The following is a 22,123-nucleotide window of genomic DNA, read 5'->3' on the forward strand; positions in this document are numbered from 1 at the left end:
GGGGCGAGAAACCTGAGCGCGGAACTGGACCGGGCCCGCGAGGTGCTCCGCGCCTCCGGGGCCGACCTCGACCTGTACGAACTGCTGGACGTCCTGTGGCTGGCACGCGCCCTGCCTCCGGGCGTCGACCTCCCCCTGAGCCGCCACTCTCCGACCGGGGACCGCGCCGTCACCGGGCCGGACGACGGCACGGCGAAGGACGGCGCCGACCCCTCCTCCGAGAGCACCACCGGGCCGGGCCGGGACAGGCCCCCGGCCCGTCGGCTCTTCACGGGGGTGGCAGCCGGCACCGGACGCAGCGGGACCAGGGAGACCTCGCTGCCGGAGCCCCGGGCCCTGCCGGATGCCCGCATCCTGGCGAGGGCACTGCGCCCGCTGAACCGCCGCCGGACCGTGCCGGGCGGTGGGGAGCTGGACGAGTCCGCGACCGCGACCCGGTGGGCCGAGACCGGTCTTCCGGAGCTCGTGCTCCGGCCCGGCCGGGAGCCCTGGCTGCGCTGCGTCCTGGTGGTGGACGACGGCGTGCCGATGCTGATCTGGCGGAAGTTGGTCGCCGAACTGGACGTACTGCTCGGCCGGTTGGGCGGCTTCCGGCAGGTCACCGTGGTCGGCCTGCGCAACCGCGGCCCCGGCCCGGTCCGCCTGCGGGCCCGCCCGTTCGGCGCGGACGGGCCGGACCGCTCCCCCGCCACCATCGTCGACACCACCGGCCGGACCCTGGTCCTGGTGGTCACCGACGGCGCCGGCGCCGCCTGGCGGGACGGCCGGATGCGGGCGGTGTTGGACGGCTGGGGCCGCCGTGGCCCCACCGCCGTGCTGCACACCCTGCCCCGACGGATGTGGCCCGGTTCCGGGGTGGCCGGGGACCCGTACCCGGTGTCCGGCTCCGGGGCGGGCGTGCCCAACTCCGTTTGGCAGTTGCCGCCCTGGGCCTCGCAGGGCCTCCGAAGCGGGGTGGACACCCGTGTACCGCTACCGGTCCTGGAGCTCTCCCCCTCCTCCTTGCAGCCATGGGCCGGACTCGTCGCCACCGGGGGAACGACTCGGCTGACACTGTGGGAGGACGGACCGACACCCGCGGCCACGGCCCAACCGGTTCTGGCAGAGCGCGAATTGGAGACATTCCTGCGCTCCGCCTCACCGCCCGCCCGACGACTGGCGGCGTACATCGCCCACCTGGCGCCACTGAGCGTGCCCGCGATGCGGCTGGTCGGACTGACCGCCCCGGCCACCACCGGACGGCCGGGCCCGGGCAGTGTGGAACTGGCCGAGGTACTGTTGGGCGGACTGCTCCGGCCGGTACCGCATCCGACCCGAGCCTGGGACGAACAGCCCTTCCAACACCGTCAGTTCGACCTTCTTGCGGAGACCAAGGAACAGCTCGCCGAGTTGGTGCCCACCGCCGAGCTGCGCGCCCTGCGACGGGAGGTCACCGGTCGGCTGGAACAACTGGCCGGTGCCGCGCCCGACTTCCCGGCCTGGATGTCCACCGACAGCCCGGGCCCGGAGGGCCGGGGCGAACTCGCGCTCGCCCGTGGCCGCCTGCTGAGCCGCCTGGAGCCGACCGCGCCCGCGGCCCCCAGCACGGAGACCACATCCACGTCCCCCGCAGAGCCACCCGCCATGGCTCCGCCGCCGCCCGTGCCCTCCTTCTCCGGCCATCGGCAGGACGACCACGAACGCCCCTACTTCTTCCTGAGCTACGCCCACGTACCACGCGCCAGGACCCACGGCGCCGGTGACCCGAACCACTGGGTCAGCCAGCTCTACGAGGACCTCTGCGAGGCGGTCCTGGCCCTGACCAGCTACCGCTCCGGCCTCCCGGTCGGCTTCATGGACCAGTCCATGCACCAGGGCGAGCTCTGGGCCGGCCGGATCTCCCAGGAGCTGGCCACCTGCCGGGTGTTCGTGCCGCTCTACTCGCCCCGCTACTTCTCCAGCCTGGCCTGCGGCCAGGAGTGGCACTCCTTCACCCAGCGTCCGGTCTTCCCGGCCCGGCAGACCTCCGAGCGCACCAGCGGCATCGTGCCGGTGCTCTGGGTGCCGATGAGCGACCGCCAGCTCCCCGAGGTGGCCCGCCAACTCCAGTTCAACCACCGGGTGTTCGGCCGTGAGTACGAGGACGAGGGCCTGTACGCACTGATGAAACTCGGGTACTTCCGCAAGGCCTACGAGCTGGCCGTCTTCCGGCTGGCCCGGCGGATCGTCGAGGTGGCCGAGAACACCGTCATTCCCACGGCACAGCCGGTGGACTTCACCGCGCAGCCGAGCGCCTTCACCACCCCGCGCGCCAGGGCGGTGCGGATCTCCGTCATCGCCCGCGACCACCACGGGGCTCCCTTCCCGTCCACCTCCGACCGCACGCTGGCCGAGCACGCGGCCAGGGTGGCACGACAGCTGGGCTTCGAGCCGACCGTGCACGAGTTCGAGGAGGAGCTGGTAGCGACGGCATCCGGCCCCCCGGAGGCCCCGACCGTGGTCCTGGTGGACCGTCGGACGGCGCAGGACGGGGACCGGTCGGAGCAGGTCGCACGGCTGGACAGGTCGCGGCCTCCATGGACGAGCGTGGTGACGGTGAGCGGCCAGCACGAGTTCGAAGAGGAGCTCCCCCGAGCGCTGATGCGGGCCAGGCACGGCTTCGAGAGCCGGTCCGATCAGCTTCCGTAGGGTGCCGGCCCGGTGTCATACCCCGGTACTACCCGGAAGACCGGCCCTGGGTACGAGCCGTTCCGCGGGGTGCGGCGCCTAGGCTGACGGGGATGAAGCTCCAGGTTCCTTCTCCGGTGAACGAGGCCGCCCAGTGGGTCGGCGATCAGCTCGGCGATCTCGGGCGGGCGTTGCTGACGCCCGCCGAGGGCCATGTGCCGCTGTTGGCGGGGGCGCAGCGGGCGTGGGTGCGGGCGTTGCCGTACCTGCTGGCGCTGGCGGCGACGATCACGCTGCTGTCGACCGGCACGGTGGTGCTGGCCAACGACTACGGGCTGCCGGTGGCGGTGGCCGGGGCGCTGGCGCTGGCGCAGTCGGTGCCGTTGATCGTCGCGGTGACCAGGCCGTTGGCGGCGTGGTGGGTGATGTCCGCCGGTGTGGTGCTGGGGGCCATGGCGACGGCGTGGACGCCGAAGAGCGCCGGGCCGTGGCCGTGGCCGGTGCCGACCCTGCTCGGGTACGTGTTCCTGATGGCGGCCCTGGCGCTGCGCGAGCGCGGGCGGACGCTGCTGGCGGTGTGGCTGGTGACGCTGGCGGCCAGTGTGGTGGCCAGTGACCTGCACCAGCCCCGGGCCGGGCAGACCGCGACCATCACCGTGGCGATCTCGGGCGCGGTGCTGCTGCTGGGCTGGACGGTGCGGGGCCGCGGGGAGGCGCAGCGCAAGCTGGCGGAGCAGGAGCGGATCAGCGAGGCGGAGCGGGAGCGTTCGACCCTGCTGGAGGAACGGGCGCGGATCGCGCGGGAGTTGCACGACGTGGTGGCCCACCACATGTCGGTGATCACGGTGCAGGCCGACTCCGCGCCGTACCGGATCAGCGGGCTCCCGCCGGAGGCAGTGGAGGAGTTCGGGACCATCGCGGCGGCGGCGCGCGGTTCGCTGGCGGAGATGCGGCGGCTGCTGGGGGTGCTGCGCAGTGACGGCAGTGCGCCGGACCGGGCACCGCAGCCGGGGGTGGAGCAGTTGGAGCGGCTGGTGGAGACGGTCCGTCAGGCGGGGGTGCGGGCCTCGCTGCGCGGCGAGCACCTCGGTGAACTCCCGCAGGGCGTCAGCCTGTCGGCGTACCGGATCGTGCAGGAGGCGCTGGCCAACGTGGTGCGGCACGCGCCCGGGGCGGTCACGGAGGTGGAGCTCTCGGCGAGCGCCGGCACGCTCCGGGTGACGGTGGTGAACGGCCCGGGCGGGACGCCGGGGGTGGAGGCCGGGGAGGGCACCGGGCACGGGCTGGTGGGAATGCGCGAGCGGGTCCGGCTACTGTCGGGCAGGCTGGAGACCGGCCCGACCGCCGAGGGCGGCTTCCGGGTCTCCGCCGAACTGCCCGTCACCACCGCTGGAGAGAGCCCCCGATGACCATCCGCGTAATCATCGTCGACGACCAGGCGATGGTCCGGGCCGGCTTCGCCGCGCTGCTCAACGCGCAGAGCGACATCGACGTGGTCGGTGACGCCGCCGACGGGAAGCAGGCGTTGGAGGTCAGCGGGCGGACCCATCCGGACGTGGTGCTGATGGACGTCCGGATGCCGGAGATGGACGGGCTGGAGGCGGCCCGCCGGCTGCTGGACCCCCCGCCGGGGGTGGTGCACCGGCCGAAGGTGCTGATGCTGACCACCTTCGACGTGGACGACTACGTCTACGAGGCGCTGCGCGCCGGGGCCTCCGGCTTCCTGCTCAAGGACGCCCCGCCGGCCGACCTGATCGCCGCCGTCCGGGTGGTGGCGGCCGGGGAGGCGCTGCTGGCGCCCTCGGTGACGCGCCGTCTGATCGAGGACTTCGCGCGGAACAGGCCCGCCCCGCGGAGGGACCGCAAGCTCCAGCTGAACGGGCTGACCCCGCGCGAGACCGAGGTGCTGGAGCTGATCGCCCGGGGCCTGTCCAACCAGGAGATCGCCGAGCGGCTGGTGGTCGCCGAGCAGACCGTGAAGACCCACATCGGCCGGATCCTGGCCAAGCTGGACCTGCGCGACCGGGCCCAGGCGGTGGTGCTGGCGTACGAGTCCGGTCTGGTGACGCCGGGTCAGTAGGACCTGGGGGGCAGTTGGTCGAGGTGCTCGCGCGCCCAGGCGCAGGCGACGTCCAGCTGGCCGAGCAGGGAGCGCCCGAAGTCGGTGAGGGCGTACTCGACCCTGGGCGGGTTCTCCTCGTACGCGGTGCGGCTGATCCAGCCGTCGCGCTCCATCGCCCGCAGCGTCTCGGTCAGCACCTTCGGGGTGACGGTGCCCAGCGGCACCCTCAACTCGCCGAACCGGCGCGGGCCCCCCTCCAGGCAGCGCAGCACCATCCCGCTCCACTTGTCACCGACCCGGATGGGCATCCGGCGGCTGCAGTCCGGGTCGAACCTGTCGGCTTCCAGGGGTGTGGTCATACCGAGACCATAGGGCCGGTTCCGTTGAAGTAACCGGGGCCCCTCCTCGTACGGTCGTCCCGCATCCGGCCCGGAGGGGCCGTCGAGAGGGGACCGGCATGAAGAGGATCGTGGTTTTCGGGGCGGGCGGACGCGTGGGCGGCGCGGCCGTGGCCGAGGCGGTGCGGCGCGGGCACGCCGTGACGGCGGTGGTGCGGGAGCCGGGCAGGTACCCGGAGCTGGGCGCCTCGGGCGCGGTGACGGTGGTGCGCGGCGACGCCACGGACGCCGGGTCGGTGGCGTCGGCCGCGGCGGGGCACGACGCGGCGGTGAACGCCTCGGTGCGGCTGGACCTGCCGGCCGAGGAGTACTTCACGGCGGCGGCCCGGGCGATGGCCGAGGGGCTCGGCCGGGCCGGGGTGGGGCGGCTCCTGACGCTGGGCATCGCCACCACCCTGGAGGTCTCGCCGGGGGTGCGGGTGATGGACGACCCGCGGTTCCCGGAGGAGTACCGCCTGTTCTCCCAGGGGCACGTCGCGGAGTTCGAGCTGCTGACGGACACCGCCGGGGCGCTCGACTGGCTGATGGTGGTCCCGCCGATGGACCTGGACGCGGAGGCCGCGGTGACCGGGAGCTACCGGAGCGCGGTCGGCGCGGTGGTGGGAGAGGGCCGGATCTCGCACGCCGACCTGGCGGTGGCCCTGCTGGACGAGATCGAGGAGCCCCGGCACCACCGGGTGCAGCTGGCCGTCTCGCACTGATCCCCCTGCACGGCAAGCACGTTGGAGCCCGTTCCGGACAGCCGTCCGGGGCGGGCTCCGTCGTGCCGGGGGCGCCGTCCCCCGTGGTCCCCGTAGTACCCCGGTATGACCTCCGGGTTGGCGCTGCGGGGTGACGCCCCGTCAGGCGTCCGCTTCCTACCTTCCTCTCCGTCGAGATCGGTACGAGGAGAGGCGGAGCGGGATGAAGGCGCGATTCCGGCGGGCACTGGCCGCAGGGCTGCTGACGGTGCTGGCGGTCGGCGGGGCCGGCGGCTGGGCGGCGGCGGACGGGCAGCGGGCGGTCACCGGGCCGCCGCCCGGGACGGCCGCCTGGGTGGCCGACACCACCCTCGGGGTGCGGCTGCCGGAGCCGGGCCGCGCCTCGGCCGCCGAGGTGGCGGGGTTCTTCGACGGGCTGCCCCCGGCGCAGCAGCGGGCGCTGGCGGTGCGCCACCCGCTGGTGGTGGGGAACCTGGACGGCGCCCCGTACCGGCTGCGCTACCTCGCCAACTCCCTGGCACTGCAGGAGGAGCGGCAGCACGAGCTGGCCCGGGCCGCCGATCCGGCGCTGCCCGAGCGGGACCGGAAGGCGGCCGCCGCCCGGGCCGCGCGGTACGCGGAGCTGGGCAGCGGGCGGCAGATCCTGGCCTTCGACCCGCGCGGGCGGGGCCAGTACGCCCAGGTGTTCGGCGAGTTGGAGCAGGCCGAGCGGACGGTCGTGGTGGTGCCGGGCTCGGACATCGACCTGATGACCGGCGACCGGGCCTCCGCGCACTACGGCACCCCGGGCGGCGCGGCCGAGGCACTGCGCGCGGCCTCCGGCGAGCGCCTCGCGGTGGTCGCCTGGACCGGCTACACCACGCCCGTCAAGGTCGGCCTGGACGCGGCGGGTTCACGCCTGGCGGAGGCCGGCGCGGCGCGGCTGTCGGCCTTCCTGGACGGGCTGACGCCGGTGACCGGCCCGGTCACCCTGGTCTGCCACAGCTACGGCACGGCGGTCTGCGGGCTCGCCGACCCGAAGCCGGAGCAGGTGCGCGGGGTGGTCGCGCTCGGCTCGCCCGGCATGGACGTGGCCGGGGCGGACGCGCTGCGGGTGCCGCTCTGGGTGGTCAAGCGCAACGCCGAGGACTGGATCGACAAGGTCCCGAACGTCTCGCTGTTCGGCCTCGGCCACGGCGCCGACCCCGACCAACCCTCTTACGGGGCACGGCTGGTGAGCTCCACCGGCTCGCACGGCCACAGCGGCTACCTGGTGCCCGGCACCGCCTCGCTCGCCAACACCACCGCCATCGCGCTGGGCGAGGACGCCCGGGTCGACTGCGCCGCCGACAGCCCGGCCTGCCGCTCCGCCGCCGCCACCGCCACCGCCTGAACCACCGCCCGAACCTCCTCGAAGGGACCCGTGACCCCGTGAACGCCCTCGCCCGCCTCCGCCGCAGCGCCGTCGCCGTGGACGCCAGGACCCCCGCCACCCGCGACCGCGCCCTGGACGGGCTGCGCGCCCTCGCGCTGCTCGCCGTGCCGCTCGGCCACTGGATGCTCGGCGGCTTCACCACCACGCCGGACGGCGTGCTGCACAACGAGAGCCCGCTCTCCACGCTGGGCTTCTTCGCCCCGCTGAGCTGGGTGCTGCAGATGCTCGGCGTCTTCTTCCTGGTCGGCGGGTACTCCTCGGCGAAGTCGCTGGCGCGGGCCCAGGCCCGCGGGGCCTCCACGGTGGACTGGTTCCGGCAGCGGGCGGTGCGGCTGCTGCGACCGGTGCTGGGGGTGGCGGCCGTCTGGGCGCTGCTGGTCCCGGTGCTCGGCGCGCTCGGGGTGCCGCAGGGCACGGTGCGGACCGGCACCGTGCTGGTGGTCCAACCGCTCTGGTACATCGGCATCTACCTGGCGCTCACCGCGCTCACCCCGCTCTGCCTGCGGCTCGGCCGCCGGCTCGGCGGCTGGGCCGCCGCCCCGCTGCTGGCCGTGGTGGCCGTGGTGGACACGCTCCGGTACGGACCGTGGGCAGACTCGGTGCCCTCCTGGCTCTCGCTGGTGAACCTGCTGCCCGGCTGGCTGTTCGGCTACCAGCTCGGCGTCTCCTGGGCGCAGGGGCGGATCAAGCGGGCGGGCGCCTGGCTGCTCGCGCTGGGCGGCGCCGCGCTGTTCACCGTGCTGCTCACGGTCTTCCACTACCCGGCCAGCATGGTCGGCGTCCCCGGTGCGGCCCGCACCAACTCGCACCCGCCGTCCCTGCTGGTGCTGGCGCTGGCCTCGGCGCAGTGCGGCGCGGCGATGCTGCTGCGGGAGCGGATCGGGCGGGCCCTGCGGCGGCCGCTGCTCTGGCTTCCGGTCGTGGTGGTCAACCTCTCGGCGATGACGATCTTCTGCTGGCACCAGACCGCGATGTTCTCGGTCGGCGCCCTCGCCTCCGCGCTCGACACCGCCGTCCCCGGCCTCACCACCGCCCCCGACTCCCTCGCCTGGATCCTCGCCCGCCTCGCCTGGCTCCCCGTCTTCGCCCTGGTCCTCGCCGCCGTCGCCAGGTACGCCCGCCGCTTCGACGCCCCGTGGCGGCTCCCCCGGCTCTGGAAGGCCGCCCTGGCCACCGCCGCCGCCCTCTTCGCCGTCCAGGCCCTCGGCGCCCTCTGACGCTCCGTCGGCCGCCGACACGCCGGGAGCCGGAGCGCGAAAGGCTTAGGGTGGCCCGATGGTGACGTTCGATCAGTTCCTGGCGATGGGGCTGGCCTTGCCGGAGGCGGGCGAGCGGGTGACGTGGGAGACCACGGTGACCCTGCGGGTCGCGGAGAAGATCTTCGCGATGGGGACGCCGGGCTCGGGGGAGGTGACGGTGAAGGCGTCGAAGGAGGACCAGGCGGAGCTGCTGGCGGCGGAGCCGGAGGTGTTCTCCTCGGCGCCGTACGTGGGGCGGCACGGATGGGTGCTGGTGCGGCTGGCCGGGGTGGACGGCGGGGAGCTGCGGGAACTGATGGCGGAGGCCTGGCGGAGCGTCGCACCGAAACGGCTGGTCAGGGAGTTCGACGCGAGCGGCGGAACCGGCGGAACCCTGTGAGCCATCACACAGTTTAGCCGGGCACGGTGTCCGGTCGGAGCACCTTACGCTGGCTGACGAAGAGCCGGCGGTGGTACCACCACGAGCCCGAGGATGGTGACCAGTTGCCGCAGCGCACCCCGCGTGAGCGCACCCCCCGTGAGGTGCAGCGCAGGCGCCGGATGAAGCGCGCCGCCATGGGCCTGTTCGCCACCGTCGCGGTGCTCGCGGACACCGGTGCGGCGGCCGCCCAGGCCGCGGCGGGCAGCGAGCAGATCGCGATCACCACGCCTCCGGCCGGCAGCGCCCAGTGGGTGGCGGACCGTTCGCTGGGCCGGGTGCTGCCGGATCCGGCGACCGCCGCCCCGCGCGACGTGGCCGCGTTCTTCGCCTCCCTCTCCCCCGCGGAGACCGACCGGCTGATCGGCGAGTACCCGCTGGTGGTCGGGAACCTGGACGGCGCCCCGCCCGCCCTGCGCTACCGGGCCAACCGGCTGGCCATAGCGGCCGAGCGCGACCGCGCCCGCACCCAGGCCGCCGACCCGAAGCTCTCCGTGGGCGCCCGCGCGCTGGCCGAGGCCCGGGCCAACGACAGCGAGCACCTGCTGGAGCCGGGCCGCCAGGTGCTGGCCTTCGACCCGCGCGGCCGCGGCCTGGTCAGCGAGGTGTACGGGGACCTGGCGAGCGCCCAGCGGGTCTCGGTGCTGGTGCCCGGCTCGGAGTCGGACCTCGGCCACTTCGACCAGGCGGCGGAGCCGCTGCGCTCCCCGGCCGGGATGGGCCGGGCGCTGTACGAGGAGGAGAAGCGCCGCGCCTCCGGCACCCGCACGGCGGTGATCGCCTGGACGGGGTACGTCAGCCCGGTCGGCCTGGGCCCGGACGCCGTCACCTCCCGGCTGGCCGACGCCGCCGCACCCCGGCTGGAGCGACTGCTGGACGGCCTCGCGGTGACCGGACGGACGGACGCGCCGCCCACCCTGTTCTGCCACTCCTACGGCTCGGTGGTCTGCGGCACGGCCGCGCCGGCCATCCACGACGGCACCGACCTGGTGGTCTTCGGCAGCCCCGGGATGGGGGTGTCGGACGCGGCCGCGCTCGGCACCGGCGTCCGGGTCTGGGCCACCCGCAACCCCAGCGACTGGATCGGCAACGTGCCCTACCTGGAGGTCGGCGGCCTCGGCCACGGCGCCGACCCGACCTCCCCCGACTTCGGCTCCGTGGTGATCTCCTCCACCGGGGCGTCCGGGCACAACGGCTACCTCGCCCCCGACACGGCCAGCCTGCGCAACTTCGCCGAGCTCGGCCTCGGCCACTACGACGAGGTCCGCACCGCCGCCCGCCGCGGCGCGGCGGACCCGAGCTGACGCCTCCTCGGCTGACGGACCCCCGCCGTACGGTGGGGCCATGACGGTGATCCGGGAAGGCCTCCACCACCTGCGCAGCGCGGCCGACGGCCGGCTGCTGACGGTGGCCGACGAACGGCGGCGCAGCGGCGCCAGGTTGTGCACGGCCGAGCCGGACGGCTCCCCCGGCCAGCTCTGGCGGATCTCCGCCGTGCACCCGGGCGGCGGGCTGTACCACCTCACCAGCGAGGGCAGCGGCCGCCGCCTGGACGTCGCGGGCGCCCGCACCGAGGACGGCGTCCCCGTCCAGCTCTGGACCCCGAACGGCTTCGGCGCCCAGGACTGGCTGCTGGAGCGGCACGTCGACGCCCCCGACACCTTCAACCTGGTCGCCCTGATCAGCGGCCGCTCCCTGGAGATCGGCCCCGACGGCACCGCCCGCCAGTGGGAGGACCGCGACGACCCGTCCCAGTGGTGGCACCTGGACCCGGCCTGACGCCCCGCCAGCAGATGACCCCTAGGCCTTCGTCCAGGCGCCGATGCCGAGGCGGCCGGTGGTGCCGAGGTCGAGTTCCGGGGTGACCGTCACGGGGGCCGTGCCGGGGACGGCGCGGACGCGCAGGTAGGGGGCCAGGACCGGGGTGGATTCGGTGCCGGTGGTGTTGCGCCAGGTGATCACGGAGCGGGCGGACTCGCCGGGGGCGAGGTCGAACTCCCGGGCGGTGTCCTCGGCTCCGGTGCCGGTGGCGATGGCGGAGCCGCCCCGCAGCACCGCGACCCCGTCGACGGGGCGGTGGTCGAGGCCCAGCGGCTCGGCCGCCGGGAAGCCGTTCAGGCGCAGCGGCGCGGCCCCGCAGTTCTCCAGCAGCAGGCCGACCGCCCGCAGGCCCATCGCCGCGCTGCCCTGATCGGCCGTCAGCCGCAGCCCGGAGGGCGGGCAGATCCCGGGGACGGGCGGCGCCTCGGCCACCGGGACGCTGCGGACCAGGAGCACCTTCGGCGCACCTCCGCGCGTACCGCCCAGGGGCCGCACCGGGCTTCCCGTCGGGCCGCCGGACAGCCGCACGGCGTCGTGCACGGTGCGCCCGCCCCCGACGTACGGCAGGGTGCGCACGGTGTTGCCCGGGCCGGGGGCGCCCAGGTCGAGGGTGACGGTGTAGGCGTACGCCTCGGGCTCGGGGTTGGTGACCTCGAACTCGACGCACGAGGGGTCGGCGGCGGTGATCCGGACCCCGTCCCGGGCGGAGGCGGTGGGGCTCGGGGCGGCCCGCCCGCTCGCGGCGACCGCGCAGTCGGCACCGTCGGCGGGCGGCAGCGCCGGGCCGCCCGGCGAGGCGGCCACCCGGGAGCCGCAGGCGGTCAGCGGGAGCAGCCCGGCCAGGGCCAGGGCCGTCGGGAGGATCGCGCGCGAACGGTGCATCCCCCGATCGAAGCAGACGCCACCGGGCCGGGCAGTGACCGGCCCCACAGCGGGCGTAACGGTCCTGTCCCGGACTGCCGCGCGGGCAGCCCGAGTTGCCTGTTCGGGCAGTACCCCCGAGTAGCCGCCCATCGGCCCGGGCGGAGGTTGACACCGCAAGTTGGTCTAGTCCATTTTGGAAATCAAGGGCCAGGTGCCGTGAACGATCCCGGCCTTGGGGGAAGGCACATGACGAAACATCAGACGGAGCGGCCGGACCCGGCGGCCCTGTCGGCCGCCCTGGCCGCAGCCGAGCAGGACGTCCTGCTCTTCGACCTGGCCGGGATAGCCGCCCAGTACGACGCGCTGCGGCGCGAACTCCCTGGCGTGGACGTCCGGTTCGCGCTCAAGGCCTGCCCGGTGGACGAGGTGCTGGCCACCCTGGCCGCCCGCGGGGCGGGCTTCGACGCGGCCGGCCCGGGCGAGATCCTCCAGGCCCTGCGGACCGGCGTCCCGGTGGAGCGGGTGCACTTCGGCAACACGGTGAAGTCCGACCGCTGCATCGCCGAGGCGTACGCGCTGGGCGTGCGCGACTTCGCCACCGACAGCCTGGCCGACGTGACCGCGATCGCCCGGCACGCGCCCGGGGCCCGGGTGTTCTGCCGGCTGGCCACCGACGGGGCCGGGGCGCTCTGGGGCCTCAGCCAGAAGTTCGGCTGCTCCGCCGCGGACGCCGTCGAGGTGATGGCGGTGGCCCGCGCCTCCGGGCTGGTCCCGTCCGGCCTCTCGGTGCACGTGGGCTCGCAGCAGATGACCACCGAGGCCTGGCGCGACGCCTTCGACGCGCTGGCCGACGTGCTGCGGGCGCTCGGCCGCCGGGGCATCCACCCCGACCATGTGAACCTGGGCGGCGGCCTGCCCGCGCTCGGGTACCTGGACCGCCGGGGCGAGCGGCTGGAGCCGCCGCTGGACAAGATGTTCACGGTGATCCGGGAGGGGATGCAGCAGCTCACCGAGGCCGCCGACGCCCCGCTCGGCTTCCGGCTGGAGCCCGGCCGCCACCTGGTCGCCGACCACGGCGCGATCCGGGCGCACGTGGCCCGGCTGTCGGTCCGTCAGCAGCTCGACGGCGAGCGGCAGGCCTGGCTCTACCTGAGCTGCGGCAAGTTCAACGGCCTGTACGAGATGGACCAGCTGCAGTACCGCCTGGAGTTCCCCGGCCACTCCCGGGGCCCGCGCCTGCCCGCGGTGGTGGCCGGCCCGACCTGCGACAGCGACGACGCCTACGCGCACCGGGAGGGCCCGGTCTCGGTCCCGGCCGCGCTGGCCTCCGGCGATCCGGTCTGGATCCGCTCCTGCGGCGCCTACGCCACCAGCTACACCACCCTGGGGTTCAACGGATTCCCACCGCTGCCGGTCGCCTTCGTGGGCGCGGACGGCACCTAGGACCGCCGAACGGCCCCGCCCGTGGGGGGACGGGGCCGTTCGGCAGCGGCACCGGCGGACGGACGGCCGTCAGCGGACGACGTCGAAGACCTGCTTCTGGACGCCGTTCCCGTACGCCGCGTACTCCACCAGCTTCAGCTTCTGCACGTCCTTGTCGGCGTCGCTGAACAGCCGCTTGCCGGCGCCGAGCAGCAGCGGGAAGACCAGCAGGTGGTAGCGGTCGATCAGACCGGCGTCGGAGAGCGCCCGGCCCAGCGAGGCGCTGCCGTGCACGATGATCGGGCCGCCCTCGGTCTCCTTCAGCGCGGCCACCTCGTCCAGCGAGCGCAGGATGGTGGTCTCGCCCCAGGTGTCCACCAGGTCGTCCGCGCCGAGCGTCGTGGAGACCACGTACTTGGGCATCGCCTTGTAACCGGTGAACTCCGCCATGCCGGGCCAGACCGGGCTGAACGCCTGGTAGCTCACCCGGCCGAGCAGCAGCGCAGCGGATTCCTCCTGCTCGCGGCCCTTGATCTCGTAGGCCTCGGGCAGGAACTCGACGTCCTTGAACGTCCAGCCGGAGTTGCGGTAGCCGGGCTCGCCGCCGGGGGCCTCGACGACGCCGTCGAGGGAGACGAAGGCGGTGCTGATCAGGGTGCGCATCGGGACCTCGGAATCTGACGGACGATCACAGGCTGCCCAGCGTAGCCGCGGTGACCGACAGGAGCCCGGTGCCGCCGCCGTCAGCAGGTCGTTCCGGCGGCGACCGGCCGCAGCTCGACCAGGTAGGCGTCCACCGCGTCGGTGACGCACCGGTTGCTGCGCCCGTAGGCGGTGTGGCCCAGGCCCCGGTAGGTGAGCAGCATGCCGCCGGGCAGCTGGGCCGCCAGGCTGTGCGCCTGCTCGTAGGGGGTCGCGGCGTCGCCGGTGGTGCCCACTACCAGGACGGGCGCGAGGCCCTCGGCCGCCACCCGGTGGGGCTTCAGCGAACCGGCGGGCCAGTTGCGGCAGTTGAGGTAGGCCAGCACGGTGGAGGTGCCGTAGGTGCCGGAGTCCCGGTACGCCTCCTCCAGCAGGCCCCAGTACGCCTGGGGGTCGGCGGGGTGGGGCGTGTCGAGGCAGTTGACCGCGGTCAGGACGTCCCCCGAGTTGTCCCGGGGACGCTCCTCCCCGGGCTGCGCGGTGCCCGGGTCCTCGTCCCCGGCCGGGCCGTTCCCCGCGAGCTCGGCGAGCTTGGTGCCGTCGCCCCGGCGCGCCGCCGCGAGCCCTTCGGAGAGGTCCTTCCACTGGGCCTCCGGCGTGTACATCGCCGCCGTGACGGCGCCGAGCACGGCCGACTCGTCGAGCCGCTCGGTGCTGCCCTTGATCCGCAGCCCGTGGGCGGCCGCCTTGGCGTAGGTCTCCTCGACGGTGCGCCGGATCCCGTCCGGGGTGGTGGCGGGGCAGGCGCCCGCGACGATCCGGGCGCAGTTCTCGGCGTAGTCGTCGACCGCCTTCCTGAACCCCCGCGCCTGGCTCAGGATCCGCTGCCGCCAGTCGAGGTCGGGGTCGACGGCGCCGTCCAGGACCAAGGCGCGGACCCGGCGCGGGAACTGCTCGGCGTAGAGCGTGCCGAGGTGGGTGCCGTAGGACCAGCCGAGGTAGGTGAGCTTCTCGTCGCCGAGCGCCGCGCGGAGCACGTCCAGGTCCCGGGCGGCGTCCGGGGTGCCGACGTGGGGCAGGATCGCGCCGCTGCGGGCGACGCAGGCGGCGGTGGTGCGCTCGGCGTCGGCGAGCGCGGCCGCGCGTTCGGCGTCGGTGCGCGGGTACAGGGGGACGGCGGTCTCCTCCGTGCCCCGGCCGTCCGGCTCGGTGCAGTCCACGGCGGGCCTGCTGCCGGCCACGCCGCGCGGGTCGAAGCCGACCACGTCGAAGTGCGCCCGGGCCGCCGTGCCGAAGGAGTCCGCGCCGCCCGACCTCATCAGCTGCACGCCGGAGCCGCCGGGGCCGCCCGGGTCCAGGACCAGCGAACCCTTCCGCCGGCCCGGGTCGGTGGCGGCGGCCCGGGCCAGCGGAAGGGTGAAGGTCCGGCCGTCCTGCGGCCGCTCGTAGTCCATCGGGACGGTGAGGGTCGCGCACTGCAGGTCGCCGCAGGCGGTCCAGCCCAACTTCTGCCCGTAGAAGGCCTTCAGGGCCGGCCGCTCGGCCGGTTCGGTACCGGCCCGGCGGACCACCAGCGGCCCGTTCGCCCCGCCGGGCGCCGATCCGTCGCAGCCGGTCAGCGCGGTGGCGGCCGTCGCGGCCAGGGCCAGGGCGGCGGCGCCGAGGCGGACGGCGGTGCGGCGGCGGGCCGCCGCCCGGGGGCGGTGCGGGGGGCGGACGGTGGGGTGCACGGGTCGTTCCGATCGGTCGCGAGGTCCGGGTACGTCACGGAAGCCTGGCCGAGGTGACCTGAGGTTTCGCTGAGGACGGCCAGCGCCGGGCGGTGACGCCCCGTCAGGGCTGTCCGGTCAGGGCTGCCTGCGCACCGGCACGCGCAGGACGAAGCGGGCGCCGCCCCGGGCGCTGGGCACCACGGTGAGCGAGCCGCCGTGGGCGTGCGCGACCCAGGCGGCGATCGACAGCCCGAGTCCGCTCGACCCGGCACCGCTGTGGAAGCGCTCGAACAGCGACCGGGCCCGCTCGGGCGGGATGCCGGGCCCCGCGTCGTCCACGGCCACCGTGCCGTCCGCCCCGACGGTGATCTCGACCTCGGCCGGGCGGCCCGGCGCGTGGCCGTGCAGCAGCGCGTTGCCCAGCAGGTTGGCGACGGCCCGGCGCAGCAGGCCCGCGTCGCCCCGCACCACCACCGGCACGGACCGGACGGTGACCAGGTGCCCGTCCGCCGCCGGGGTGTCGGCGACCACCGCGTCGACCAGCTGGTCGAGCCGCAGCGGCTCCCGCTCCAAGGGGACGGCGCCGGTCGTCAGCCGGGCGCGGACGAGCAGGGCGTCGACCAGCTCGCCCATCCTGGTGGCCTGACGCAGCGTCCGGCGCATCACCTCCGTCCCGTCGGCCTCGCCCCGCAGGCCGGTCTCGGCGAGCAGCCGCACGGAGGCGACCGGGGTGCGCAGGTCGTGGGCGGCGTCCGCGAAGAACGCCTCCTGCTGCTCGATCGCCGTCAGGGCCGGCCGGACGGCCCGCCCCGCCAGCCGGCTCCCGGCCAGGGCCGAGAGGGTCACCAGCACCGCGCAGGCGCCGGCGAGCAGCAGGACCAGGCGGTCCTGGTCGTCCAGCTGGCCGGAGACGTCGACGGCGGCGACCAGCACGCCGTCCAGGTTCTCCTCCTCCGGGCCGACGAACGGCAGGGCACAGAGCCGGAGCCGGTGGCCGTTCGACGCGGTGGCGGTGCCGTGGACCTGCTCCCCCGACCGGCCGGCCTCGGCCGCCACCGCCCGCAGCGCCTCGGCCGGGACGGCCAGGCAGGGCCGGTGCGCGGCGGCCAGCGGCGTCACCTCGCCGCCGGTGCCGGTGAACAGCGTCACCGGCGGGCAGTCGTAGGCGCCCTCCTGGGGGTCGGGGTAGGCGAAGGTCCCCTCTTCGACGTAGCGCAGGTCTGCGTAGACCTCGTTGACCCGCAAGGTGAGGTCGGCGTCGACCTGGGCCCGCCAGGAGGAGTCGGCCGCCCGCACCGCGACGACCGCCATGCCGACCAGCCCGAGGGCGCTGACCAGGGCGAAGAGCAGCGCCGTCCGCCGCCGCAGGCGGTGGATCCGGCCGGCCGGGGTCAGGGCGGCCGCGCGGCGGCGTCTCACGCCTCCAGCTCCAGCCGGTAGCCGACCCCGCGCACGGTGTGGATCAGCGGCGGATCGCCGAGCTTGCGGCGCAGCTGGGAGACCAGCACCTCGACCACGTTGGAGTTCGGCTCGGTCAGCTCGTCCCAGCAGCGCTCGATCAGCTCGCTGCGCCGCACCGCCTCGGCCGGGCGGGCGGCGAGGGTCTCCAGGACGGCGAACTCCTTGGTGGTGAGGGAGAGCAGCACGCCGTCGCGGTGCACCGTGCGGCGGGCGGTGTCGATCTCCAGCCCGCCGATCCGCACCACCGGCGGCCGGGGGACGGCGGTGCGGCGGCACAGGTTCCGCACCCGGGCGACCAGTTCGGGCACGGCGAAGGGCTTGACCAGGTAGTCGTCGCCACCGGTCGCGAAGCCCTCGACCCGGTCGGCCACGGTGTCGCGGGCGGTGAGGAAGAGGACGGGGGTGGTCCGGCCGTCCTCCCGCATCCGCCGCACGTACTCCGCCGAGTCGCCCGCGGGCAGCATCCGGTCGAACACCGCGCAGTCGTACGCGGTGACGAAGAGCGCCTGGTCGGCCTCGGGGAGGTCCGCCGCCTCGTCGACGGCCAGGCCGCTGCCGCGCAGCGCGGCGGACACCGCGAACCGCAGGTCCTCGTCGTCCTCGACCACCAGTACGCGCATGCCGGTCACCCTACGGTCTGTCTCCTCGACGGGGTCGGTGGTGGCGCCGCGCGGCGGTGCGCGCGGGCGGGCACCGCCGGAGGCCCCGTCCGGTCCGTCGGGAGGGCGCACCTCGACGGCGTCCGCCAGGTCCCGCCGAGGACGCGCCCCCGATCACCCGGACGGGTGCCCGGGAGGCCGAGGCGGCGCTCTTCCCGGGCAGGGGGGATGCCGGGGAGGCGCCCGCCTCGACGTGGCCGAGGGTGCCAGGGCGAACCTGAGGATTTCGTGAGCCGCCGGGGCGGGAGGCCGCCTGACGCGTGGTCAGGCGGCCTCCGGCCGGGGTGCGGTCACTCGCGGGCCGCCGAGGTGGAGCTCATGTCGGCGTAGCGGTCGCCGGTGACCTGCCCCGAGATCGGCTCCAGCAGGGCGAGTTCGGCCCCGGTCAGCCCCACCGTGGCGGCCGCGGTGTTCTCGGCCAGCCGGGTGCGCTTGCGGGTGCCCGGGATCGGCACCACGGTCAGGCCGTGCACCGCCGCCCGCTGGTGCACCCAGGCCAGCGCGACCTGGGCCGGGGTCAGGCCGCGCTCGGCGGCGATCGCGCGGATCGGCTCCACCAGCGCCGCGTTGGCCGCCGCGTTGGCGCCGCTGAACTGCGGGTGGTAGCGCCGGTAGTCGCCCTCGCTGAGCGTCTCGGCGGCCGCGAAGGAGCCGGTCAGGAAGCCCCGGCCGAGCGGCGAGTACGGCACGAAGGTGACGCCCAGTTCGGCGGCGGCCGGTACGGCGGTGCGCTCCACGTCGCGGGAGAAGACCGACCACTCGGACTGCAGCGCGGCGATCGGGTGGACCGCGTACGCCTCGCGCAGCTCCGCCCCGGTCACCTCGGACAGGCCCAACTCCCGTACCTTGCCCGCCTGGACGAGCTCGGCCATGGCGCCGACCGACTCGGCCAGCGGCACGGCGGGGTCGCGGCGGTGCATGTAGTAGAGGTCGATCTCGTCCACGCCCAGGCGCTTGAGCGAGGCGTCGACGGCGGAGCGGATGTACTCCGGGTCGTTGCGCACGGCCCGGTAGCGCGGGTCCTCGGCGCGGCGCTCGATGGCGAACTTGGTGGCCAGCACGACGCGGTCGCGGTTGGCCCGGACGAAGGGGCCGATCAGCTCCTCGTTGGCGCCGGAGCCGTAGATGTCGGCGGTGTCGAAGAGGGTGACGCCCGCCTCCAGCGCGGCGTCCAGGGTGGCCAGCGCCTCGGCGGTGTCGGTCGGGCCGTAGAACTCGGACATGCCCATGCAGCCGAGGCCCTGGGCGCCGATCAGCCGGCCGCCGCGACCGAGGGGGACGGTGGGGAGGAGGTGCTGCTGCACTGCTTGCTCCTGGTCTGTTCGTCGTCGAGGGCGCCCGAGTAGAGCTCGATCTTGTGGTCCAGCACCGCCAAGGTGGCGTGCAGGTCGCTGAGTTGGCGCCGGATGTCCTCGCGGTGCTCCACCAGCAGCTCCCGGCGGTCGCCGAGGGTGTGGTCGCCCGCGCGGAGCAGCTCCACGTAGCGGAGCATGTCGGCCACCGGCATCCCGGTCAGCCGCAGCCGGTTGAGGAACTCCAGCCGGCGCAGGTCCCGGTCGCTGTACCGGCGCTGCCCGGAGTGCGAGCGGTCGACCCGGTCCAGCAGGCCGATCCGCTCGTACCAGCGCAGCGTGTGCGCGGTCAGGCCGGTGGCCTCGGCGACCTCGCCGATGCCGTGCCGGGGCGTCGGATCCGCCTCGGTGGTCTGCTGCCCGCGGGCCTCGCAGCGCTTCAGGACTGTCTGGATCGTCGTCACGCGGTGCCCCCTGTGGAAGTGACGCTCACGAAGCTACTGACTTGGAGTGCACTCTAGGCAAGCACCGCGCCCCGGCCCGCCGCGGCGAGTCGTTAGAGTTCGGGGCATGGAGAGCTTGCGGATGATCGAGGACTGGCCGGTGCCGAACGCGGCGGCCGCGGTGGTACGGGCCGACGGGACGGTGCTCGGCGCGGCCGGGCCGCAGCAGCACCTCTTCCCGCTGGCCTCCGTCACCAAGCTGCTGACCTCCTACGCGGCGCTGGTCGCGGTCGAGGAGGGCGTCTTCGAGCTGGACGACCCGGCCGGGCCCGAGGGCTCCACCGTCCGCCACCTGCTGGCCCACACCTCCGGCCTGGCCTTCGACGAGCACCGCGTGATGGCCCCGCCCGGGGACCGCCGCCTCTACTCCAACGCGGGCTTCGACGTCCTCGCCGACACCCTGGCCAAGGCCTCCGGCATCGCCTTCGCCGACTACGCCGCCGAGGCCGTCTTCGCCCCGCTCGGCATGACCTCCACCCTGATCAACACCGCCCACCGCGCCCCCGCCGGGGCCGGCGGCCTCTCCACCGCCGCCGACCTCGCCCTCTTCGCCGCCGAGCTCCAGGCCCCCCGCCTGCTCGACCCCTCCACCGTGGCGGCCGCCACCCGCGAGGTCGCCTTCCCCGGCCTGAGCGGCGTCCTCCCCGGCTTCGGCCACCGCCGCCCCAACGACTGGGGCCTCGGCTTCGAGATCCGCTCCGACAAGTCCCCGCACTGGACCGGCACCGCCAACTCCCCCGCCACCTTCGGCCACTTCGGCCAGTCCGGCACCTTCCTCTGGGTCGACCCGACGGCCGGCCTGGCCTGCCTCGCCCTCACCGACCGGGACTTCGGCCCCTGGGCGGCGGAGGTCTGGCCGCAGCTCTCCGACGCGGTGCTGGCCGAGCAGGACGCCCGGAAGGCCTGCTGACCGGACGTCAGCCGAGGGTGCCCGGGACGACCAGGCCGGATTCGTAGGCGATCACCACCGCGTGGGTGCGGTTCTGGGCGCCGAGTTTGGTGAGCACGTTGCCGACGTGGGTCTTCACCGTCTCCTGGCTGACCCGGAGGGTCTCGGCGATCTCCGGGTTGGACAGGCCGGTGGCCATCTCCCGGAGCACCTCCTCCTCACGGGCCGTCAGGGCGGCCCGGGGCAGCGCCTCGGCGGAGGAGAGCGGGCGGGGCGCGACCATCCGCCGCAGGGCGGCGGGGAAGAGGATCGCCTCTCCCGCCGCCGCCACCCGGACCGCCTCGGCGATCTCCCGGACCGGGCGCCGCTTGAGCACGAAACCACTGGCCCCGGCGCTGAGCGCGGCGGTCACGTAGCCGTCGTTCTCGAAGGTGGTGATCACCACGACCTTCGGCGGGGCCGGTTCGGCGAGCAGCTCCCTGGTCGCCTCGATGCCGTTGCGGCGCGGCATCCGGACGTCCATCAGGACCACACCCGGCCGCAGCTCCCGGGCCCGTCCGACCGCCTCGACCCCGTCCGCCGCCTCGCCGGCCACGGTGAGGCCGGGCTGCGCGGAGAGCAGGGTGCGCAGCCCGCTCCGGGTCACCGCGTCGTCGTCCGCGATCAGCAGCGAGATCGGCTCGCTCACGCCGGCACCCGCGCGGGCAGACTGACCGTCAGCCGCCAGACCCGCGCCCCGTCCGGACCGGCCGTCAGCCCGCCGTGCAGCAGCGCCACCCGCTCGGCCAGGCCGCGCAGGCCGCGCCCGTACGGCGGGAAGGAGGCCGGGCCGGTGCCGGTCGCGTTCACCACGGTCAGCTCCAGCCCCTCCGCCCCGGCCACCACCCGGAGCTCGACCGGGCCGCCCGCGCCGTGCCGCAGCGCGTTGGTCAGCCCCTCCTGGACGATCCGGTAGGCCGCCCGGGAGAGCGCGCCCGGCAGCTGCCCGAAGTCGCCGGACAGCTCCGGCGCCACCTGCACGCCCGCGTGCCGCAACCGCTCCAGCAGCTCCGGCAGGTCGGCCAGCGTCCGCGTCGGCGTGGTGCCCGCCTCCTCCTCCCGGAGCACCCCGAGCACGTGGTCCAGGTCCTCCAGCGCCGCCCTGGCCGACTCCTCGATGGAGCGCAGCGCGGCCCGCGCCGCCGTCGGGTCGGCCTCCAGCACCTCACCCGCCACCGCCGCCTGGATGGTGGCCGCGGTCAGCGTGTGCCCGATCGAGTCGTGCAGCTCCGTCGCCAGCCGGTTCCGTTCGGCCAGCGCCCGCTCCCGCTCGGTCGAGGCCGCCAGCCGCTCCGCAGCCGAGGGGCCCAACAGCCGTGGCGCGGACCACCGCAGAGCGCCCGTCACCAGCGCGCAGAGCGCGGCCGTCAGCAGCAGGCAGAGCACCCCGGCCGGCCAGGTCCACCACCCGTTCACCGGCGGCGTCCAGCCGTAGAGGTCGACCTCCGCCTCCCCGCCGAGCCAGGCCCCGGGCAGCGCCACCCCCATGAGCAGCAGCAGCCCACCGAGCAGGGCCACCACCCAGCCGAGCGCCACGAGCAGCAGCAGCCACAGCGGGGTGCGCCAACGCCCGCTCCCGGCAGCCGACTTGACCGGCACCGGCACCGCCGCCCCCAACACCCGCCGGGCCAGCGAGGCCAGCACCCGCCGCACCCCCGGCAGCAGGCCGCCGACCGCGACCAGCCCCGCCCACAGCACCAGGGTCATCCCCCAGAGCACGGCCTCCGGCGCCGACTTCCAGGCCAGCCCCGGTACCAACGCGAACATCAACGGCAGCACGCTGAACCCGGCCGTGAAGGCCGCCAGCAGAGCACCCGTGTACGTGGAGCCGCGCAGCAGCGGCCCGATTCCCCTGATCATGGACGCCAGTATCCCGAGGCCGTCCGTGGACGACCTCCCCCGATCGGGGGAGCGCCCGGAG

General features: G+C 75.2%; 21 protein-coding genes. 11 read left to right on the plus strand and 10 right to left on the minus strand.

Annotation, left to right across the window (positions count from 1 at the left end; genetic code table 11):
* Positions 1-42: 42 nt before the first annotated feature.
* From ACWCYY_RS07690 to ACWCYY_RS07700, 3 genes are all read left to right on the plus strand, one after another.
* Positions 43-2,667: a TIR-like protein FxsC gene (locus ACWCYY_RS07690; RefSeq protein ID WP_449795441.1), complete on the plus strand. Its 2,625-nt coding sequence runs from the start codon at positions 43-45 to the stop codon at positions 2,665-2,667.
* 92 nt (positions 2,668-2,759) lie between these two features.
* Complete coding sequence (locus tag ACWCYY_RS07695) at positions 2,760-4,055, plus strand: sensor histidine kinase (protein ID WP_345285033.1); 1,296 nt, start codon at positions 2,760-2,762, stop codon at positions 4,053-4,055.
* Positions 4,052-4,726, plus strand: coding sequence for a response regulator transcription factor (locus ACWCYY_RS07700; RefSeq protein WP_345288077.1), 675 nt, complete (start codon positions 4,052-4,054; stop codon positions 4,724-4,726). Before ACWCYY_RS07695 ends, ACWCYY_RS07700 begins: the two co-directional genes overlap by 4 nt.
* Here ACWCYY_RS07700 and ACWCYY_RS07705 read toward each other — a convergent pair.
* A complete protein-coding gene (locus tag ACWCYY_RS07705) occupies positions 4,720-5,067 on the minus strand; it encodes a winged helix-turn-helix transcriptional regulator (protein ID WP_345288078.1) in 348 nt (115 codons plus the stop codon). The two genes, ACWCYY_RS07700 and ACWCYY_RS07705, sit on opposite strands and share 7 nt — an antisense overlap.
* 98 nt (positions 5,068-5,165) lie before the next feature.
* Here ACWCYY_RS07705 and ACWCYY_RS07710 point away from each other — a divergent pair, with 98 nt between their 5' ends.
* From ACWCYY_RS07710 to ACWCYY_RS07735, 6 genes are all read left to right on the plus strand, one after another.
* Positions 5,166-5,807, plus strand: a complete 642-nt coding sequence (locus tag ACWCYY_RS07710) for an NAD(P)-dependent oxidoreductase (protein ID WP_449795442.1) — start codon at positions 5,166-5,168, stop codon at positions 5,805-5,807.
* Positions 5,808-6,009: 202 nt separating this feature from the next.
* Complete coding sequence (locus tag ACWCYY_RS07715; RefSeq protein ID WP_449795443.1) at positions 6,010-7,179, plus strand: alpha/beta hydrolase; 1,170 nt, start codon at positions 6,010-6,012, stop codon at positions 7,177-7,179.
* Between the two features lie 38 nt (positions 7,180-7,217).
* Positions 7,218-8,438, plus strand: a complete 1,221-nt coding sequence (locus ACWCYY_RS07720) for an acyltransferase family protein (RefSeq protein WP_449795444.1) — start codon at positions 7,218-7,220, stop codon at positions 8,436-8,438.
* 58 nt (positions 8,439-8,496) lie between these two features.
* Positions 8,497-8,859, plus strand: a complete 363-nt coding sequence (locus tag ACWCYY_RS07725) for an MmcQ/YjbR family DNA-binding protein (protein WP_345288084.1) — start codon at positions 8,497-8,499, stop codon at positions 8,857-8,859.
* A gap of 104 nt (positions 8,860-8,963) precedes the next feature.
* Complete coding sequence (locus ACWCYY_RS07730) at positions 8,964-10,202, plus strand: alpha/beta hydrolase (protein WP_345288086.1); 1,239 nt, start codon at positions 8,964-8,966, stop codon at positions 10,200-10,202.
* Positions 10,203-10,242: 40 nt separating this feature from the next.
* Positions 10,243-10,677, plus strand: coding sequence for an RICIN domain-containing protein (locus ACWCYY_RS07735; protein WP_345288088.1), 435 nt, complete (start codon positions 10,243-10,245; stop codon positions 10,675-10,677).
* Positions 10,678-10,698: 21 nt separating this feature from the next.
* Here ACWCYY_RS07735 and ACWCYY_RS07740 read toward each other — a convergent pair whose 3' ends face one another.
* Positions 10,699-11,601 (minus strand): DUF4232 domain-containing protein, encoded by a 903-nt coding sequence (locus tag ACWCYY_RS07740; RefSeq protein ID WP_449795445.1) that lies wholly within the window; start codon positions 11,599-11,601, stop codon positions 10,699-10,701.
* 228 nt (positions 11,602-11,829) lie between these two features.
* On the opposite strand from ACWCYY_RS07740, the gene ACWCYY_RS07745 reads away from it, so the two are divergent.
* The gene (locus tag ACWCYY_RS07745) at positions 11,830-13,026 is read left to right on the plus strand and encodes a type III PLP-dependent enzyme (RefSeq protein WP_380149989.1); all 1,197 of its coding nucleotides are present in this window, start codon (positions 11,830-11,832) and stop codon (positions 13,024-13,026) included.
* Positions 13,027-13,095: 69 nt separating this feature from the next.
* Here ACWCYY_RS07745 and ACWCYY_RS07750 read toward each other — a convergent pair whose 3' ends face one another.
* The 6 genes from ACWCYY_RS07750 to ACWCYY_RS07775 all read right to left on the minus strand — a co-directional run bounded on the left by ACWCYY_RS07750 (position 13,096) and on the right by ACWCYY_RS07775 (position 19,235).
* Positions 13,096-13,668 carry a dihydrofolate reductase family protein gene (locus ACWCYY_RS07750; RefSeq protein ID WP_380149988.1) on the minus strand — a complete coding sequence of 191 codons (573 nt, stop codon included), beginning with the start codon at positions 13,666-13,668 and terminating at the stop codon, positions 13,096-13,098.
* Positions 13,669-13,748: 80 nt separating this feature from the next.
* Positions 13,749-15,377 (minus strand): alpha/beta hydrolase, encoded by a 1,629-nt coding sequence (locus tag ACWCYY_RS07755; RefSeq protein WP_380149987.1) that lies wholly within the window; start codon positions 15,375-15,377, stop codon positions 13,749-13,751.
* A gap of 117 nt (positions 15,378-15,494) precedes the next feature.
* A complete protein-coding gene (locus tag ACWCYY_RS07760; RefSeq protein WP_345287779.1) occupies positions 15,495-16,778 on the minus strand; it encodes a sensor histidine kinase in 1,284 nt (427 codons plus the stop codon).
* Positions 16,775-17,440, minus strand: a complete 666-nt coding sequence (locus ACWCYY_RS07765; RefSeq protein WP_345287777.1) for a response regulator transcription factor — start codon at positions 17,438-17,440, stop codon at positions 16,775-16,777. The genes ACWCYY_RS07760 and ACWCYY_RS07765 overlap by 4 nt, the downstream gene beginning before the upstream one ends.
* A 329-nt stretch (positions 17,441-17,769) precedes the next feature.
* A complete protein-coding gene (locus ACWCYY_RS07770; RefSeq protein ID WP_449795446.1) occupies positions 17,770-18,783 on the minus strand; it encodes an aldo/keto reductase in 1,014 nt (337 codons plus the stop codon).
* Entirely contained in the window at positions 18,732-19,235 is a 504-nt protein-coding gene (locus ACWCYY_RS07775) for a MerR family transcriptional regulator (RefSeq protein WP_449795447.1), read from the minus strand. Before ACWCYY_RS07775 ends, ACWCYY_RS07770 begins: the two co-directional genes overlap by 52 nt.
* A gap of 106 nt (positions 19,236-19,341) precedes the next feature.
* Here ACWCYY_RS07775 and ACWCYY_RS07780 point away from each other — a divergent pair, with 106 nt between their 5' ends.
* Positions 19,342-20,184 (plus strand): serine hydrolase domain-containing protein, encoded by an 843-nt coding sequence (locus tag ACWCYY_RS07780; protein WP_449795448.1) that lies wholly within the window; start codon positions 19,342-19,344, stop codon positions 20,182-20,184.
* A 7-nt stretch (positions 20,185-20,191) separates the two neighbouring features.
* Here the strand turns inward: ACWCYY_RS07780 and ACWCYY_RS07785 are convergent, their stop codons facing one another.
* The gene (locus ACWCYY_RS07785) at positions 20,192-20,851 is read right to left on the minus strand and encodes a response regulator transcription factor (protein ID WP_449795449.1); all 660 of its coding nucleotides are present in this window, start codon (positions 20,849-20,851) and stop codon (positions 20,192-20,194) included.
* Entirely contained in the window at positions 20,848-22,062 is a 1,215-nt protein-coding gene (locus ACWCYY_RS07790; RefSeq protein ID WP_449795450.1) for a sensor histidine kinase, read from the minus strand. The genes ACWCYY_RS07785 and ACWCYY_RS07790 overlap by 4 nt, the downstream gene beginning before the upstream one ends.
* Positions 22,063-22,123: the final 61 nt, after the last annotated feature.

This window comes from Kitasatospora sp. NPDC001664 (assembly GCF_053596675.1).

Bases quoted from the DNA above. Each gene is read 5' to 3' on its own strand.
- ACWCYY_RS07705 (WP_345288078.1), bottom strand. From the start codon at position 5,067: ATGACCACACCCCTGGAAGCCGACAGGTTCGACCCGGACTGCAGCCGC.
- ACWCYY_RS07765 (WP_345287777.1), bottom strand. From the start codon at position 17,440: ATGCGCGTACTGGTGGTCGAGGACGACGAGGACCTGCGGTTCGCGGTG.
- ACWCYY_RS07695 (WP_345285033.1), top strand. From the start codon at position 2,760: ATGAAGCTCCAGGTTCCTTCTCCGGTGAACGAGGCCGCCCAGTGGGTC.
- ACWCYY_RS07700 (WP_345288077.1), top strand. From the start codon at position 4,052: ATGACCATCCGCGTAATCATCGTCGACGACCAGGCGATGGTCCGGGCC.
- ACWCYY_RS07750 (WP_380149988.1), bottom strand. From the start codon at position 13,668: ATGCGCACCCTGATCAGCACCGCCTTCGTCTCCCTCGACGGCGTCGTC.
- ACWCYY_RS07790 (WP_449795450.1), bottom strand. From the start codon at position 22,062: ATGATCAGGGGAATCGGGCCGCTGCTGCGCGGCTCCACGTACACGGGT.
- ACWCYY_RS07740 (WP_449795445.1), bottom strand. From the start codon at position 11,601: ATGCACCGTTCGCGCGCGATCCTCCCGACGGCCCTGGCCCTGGCCGGG.
- ACWCYY_RS07735 (WP_345288088.1), top strand. From the start codon at position 10,243: ATGACGGTGATCCGGGAAGGCCTCCACCACCTGCGCAGCGCGGCCGAC.
- ACWCYY_RS07780 (WP_449795448.1), top strand. From the start codon at position 19,342: ATGGAGAGCTTGCGGATGATCGAGGACTGGCCGGTGCCGAACGCGGCG.
- ACWCYY_RS07745 (WP_380149989.1), top strand. From the start codon at position 11,830: ATGACGAAACATCAGACGGAGCGGCCGGACCCGGCGGCCCTGTCGGCC.
- ACWCYY_RS07710 (WP_449795442.1), top strand. From the start codon at position 5,166: ATGAAGAGGATCGTGGTTTTCGGGGCGGGCGGACGCGTGGGCGGCGCG.
- ACWCYY_RS07715 (WP_449795443.1), top strand. From the start codon at position 6,010: ATGAAGGCGCGATTCCGGCGGGCACTGGCCGCAGGGCTGCTGACGGTG.
- ACWCYY_RS07725 (WP_345288084.1), top strand. From the start codon at position 8,497: ATGGTGACGTTCGATCAGTTCCTGGCGATGGGGCTGGCCTTGCCGGAG.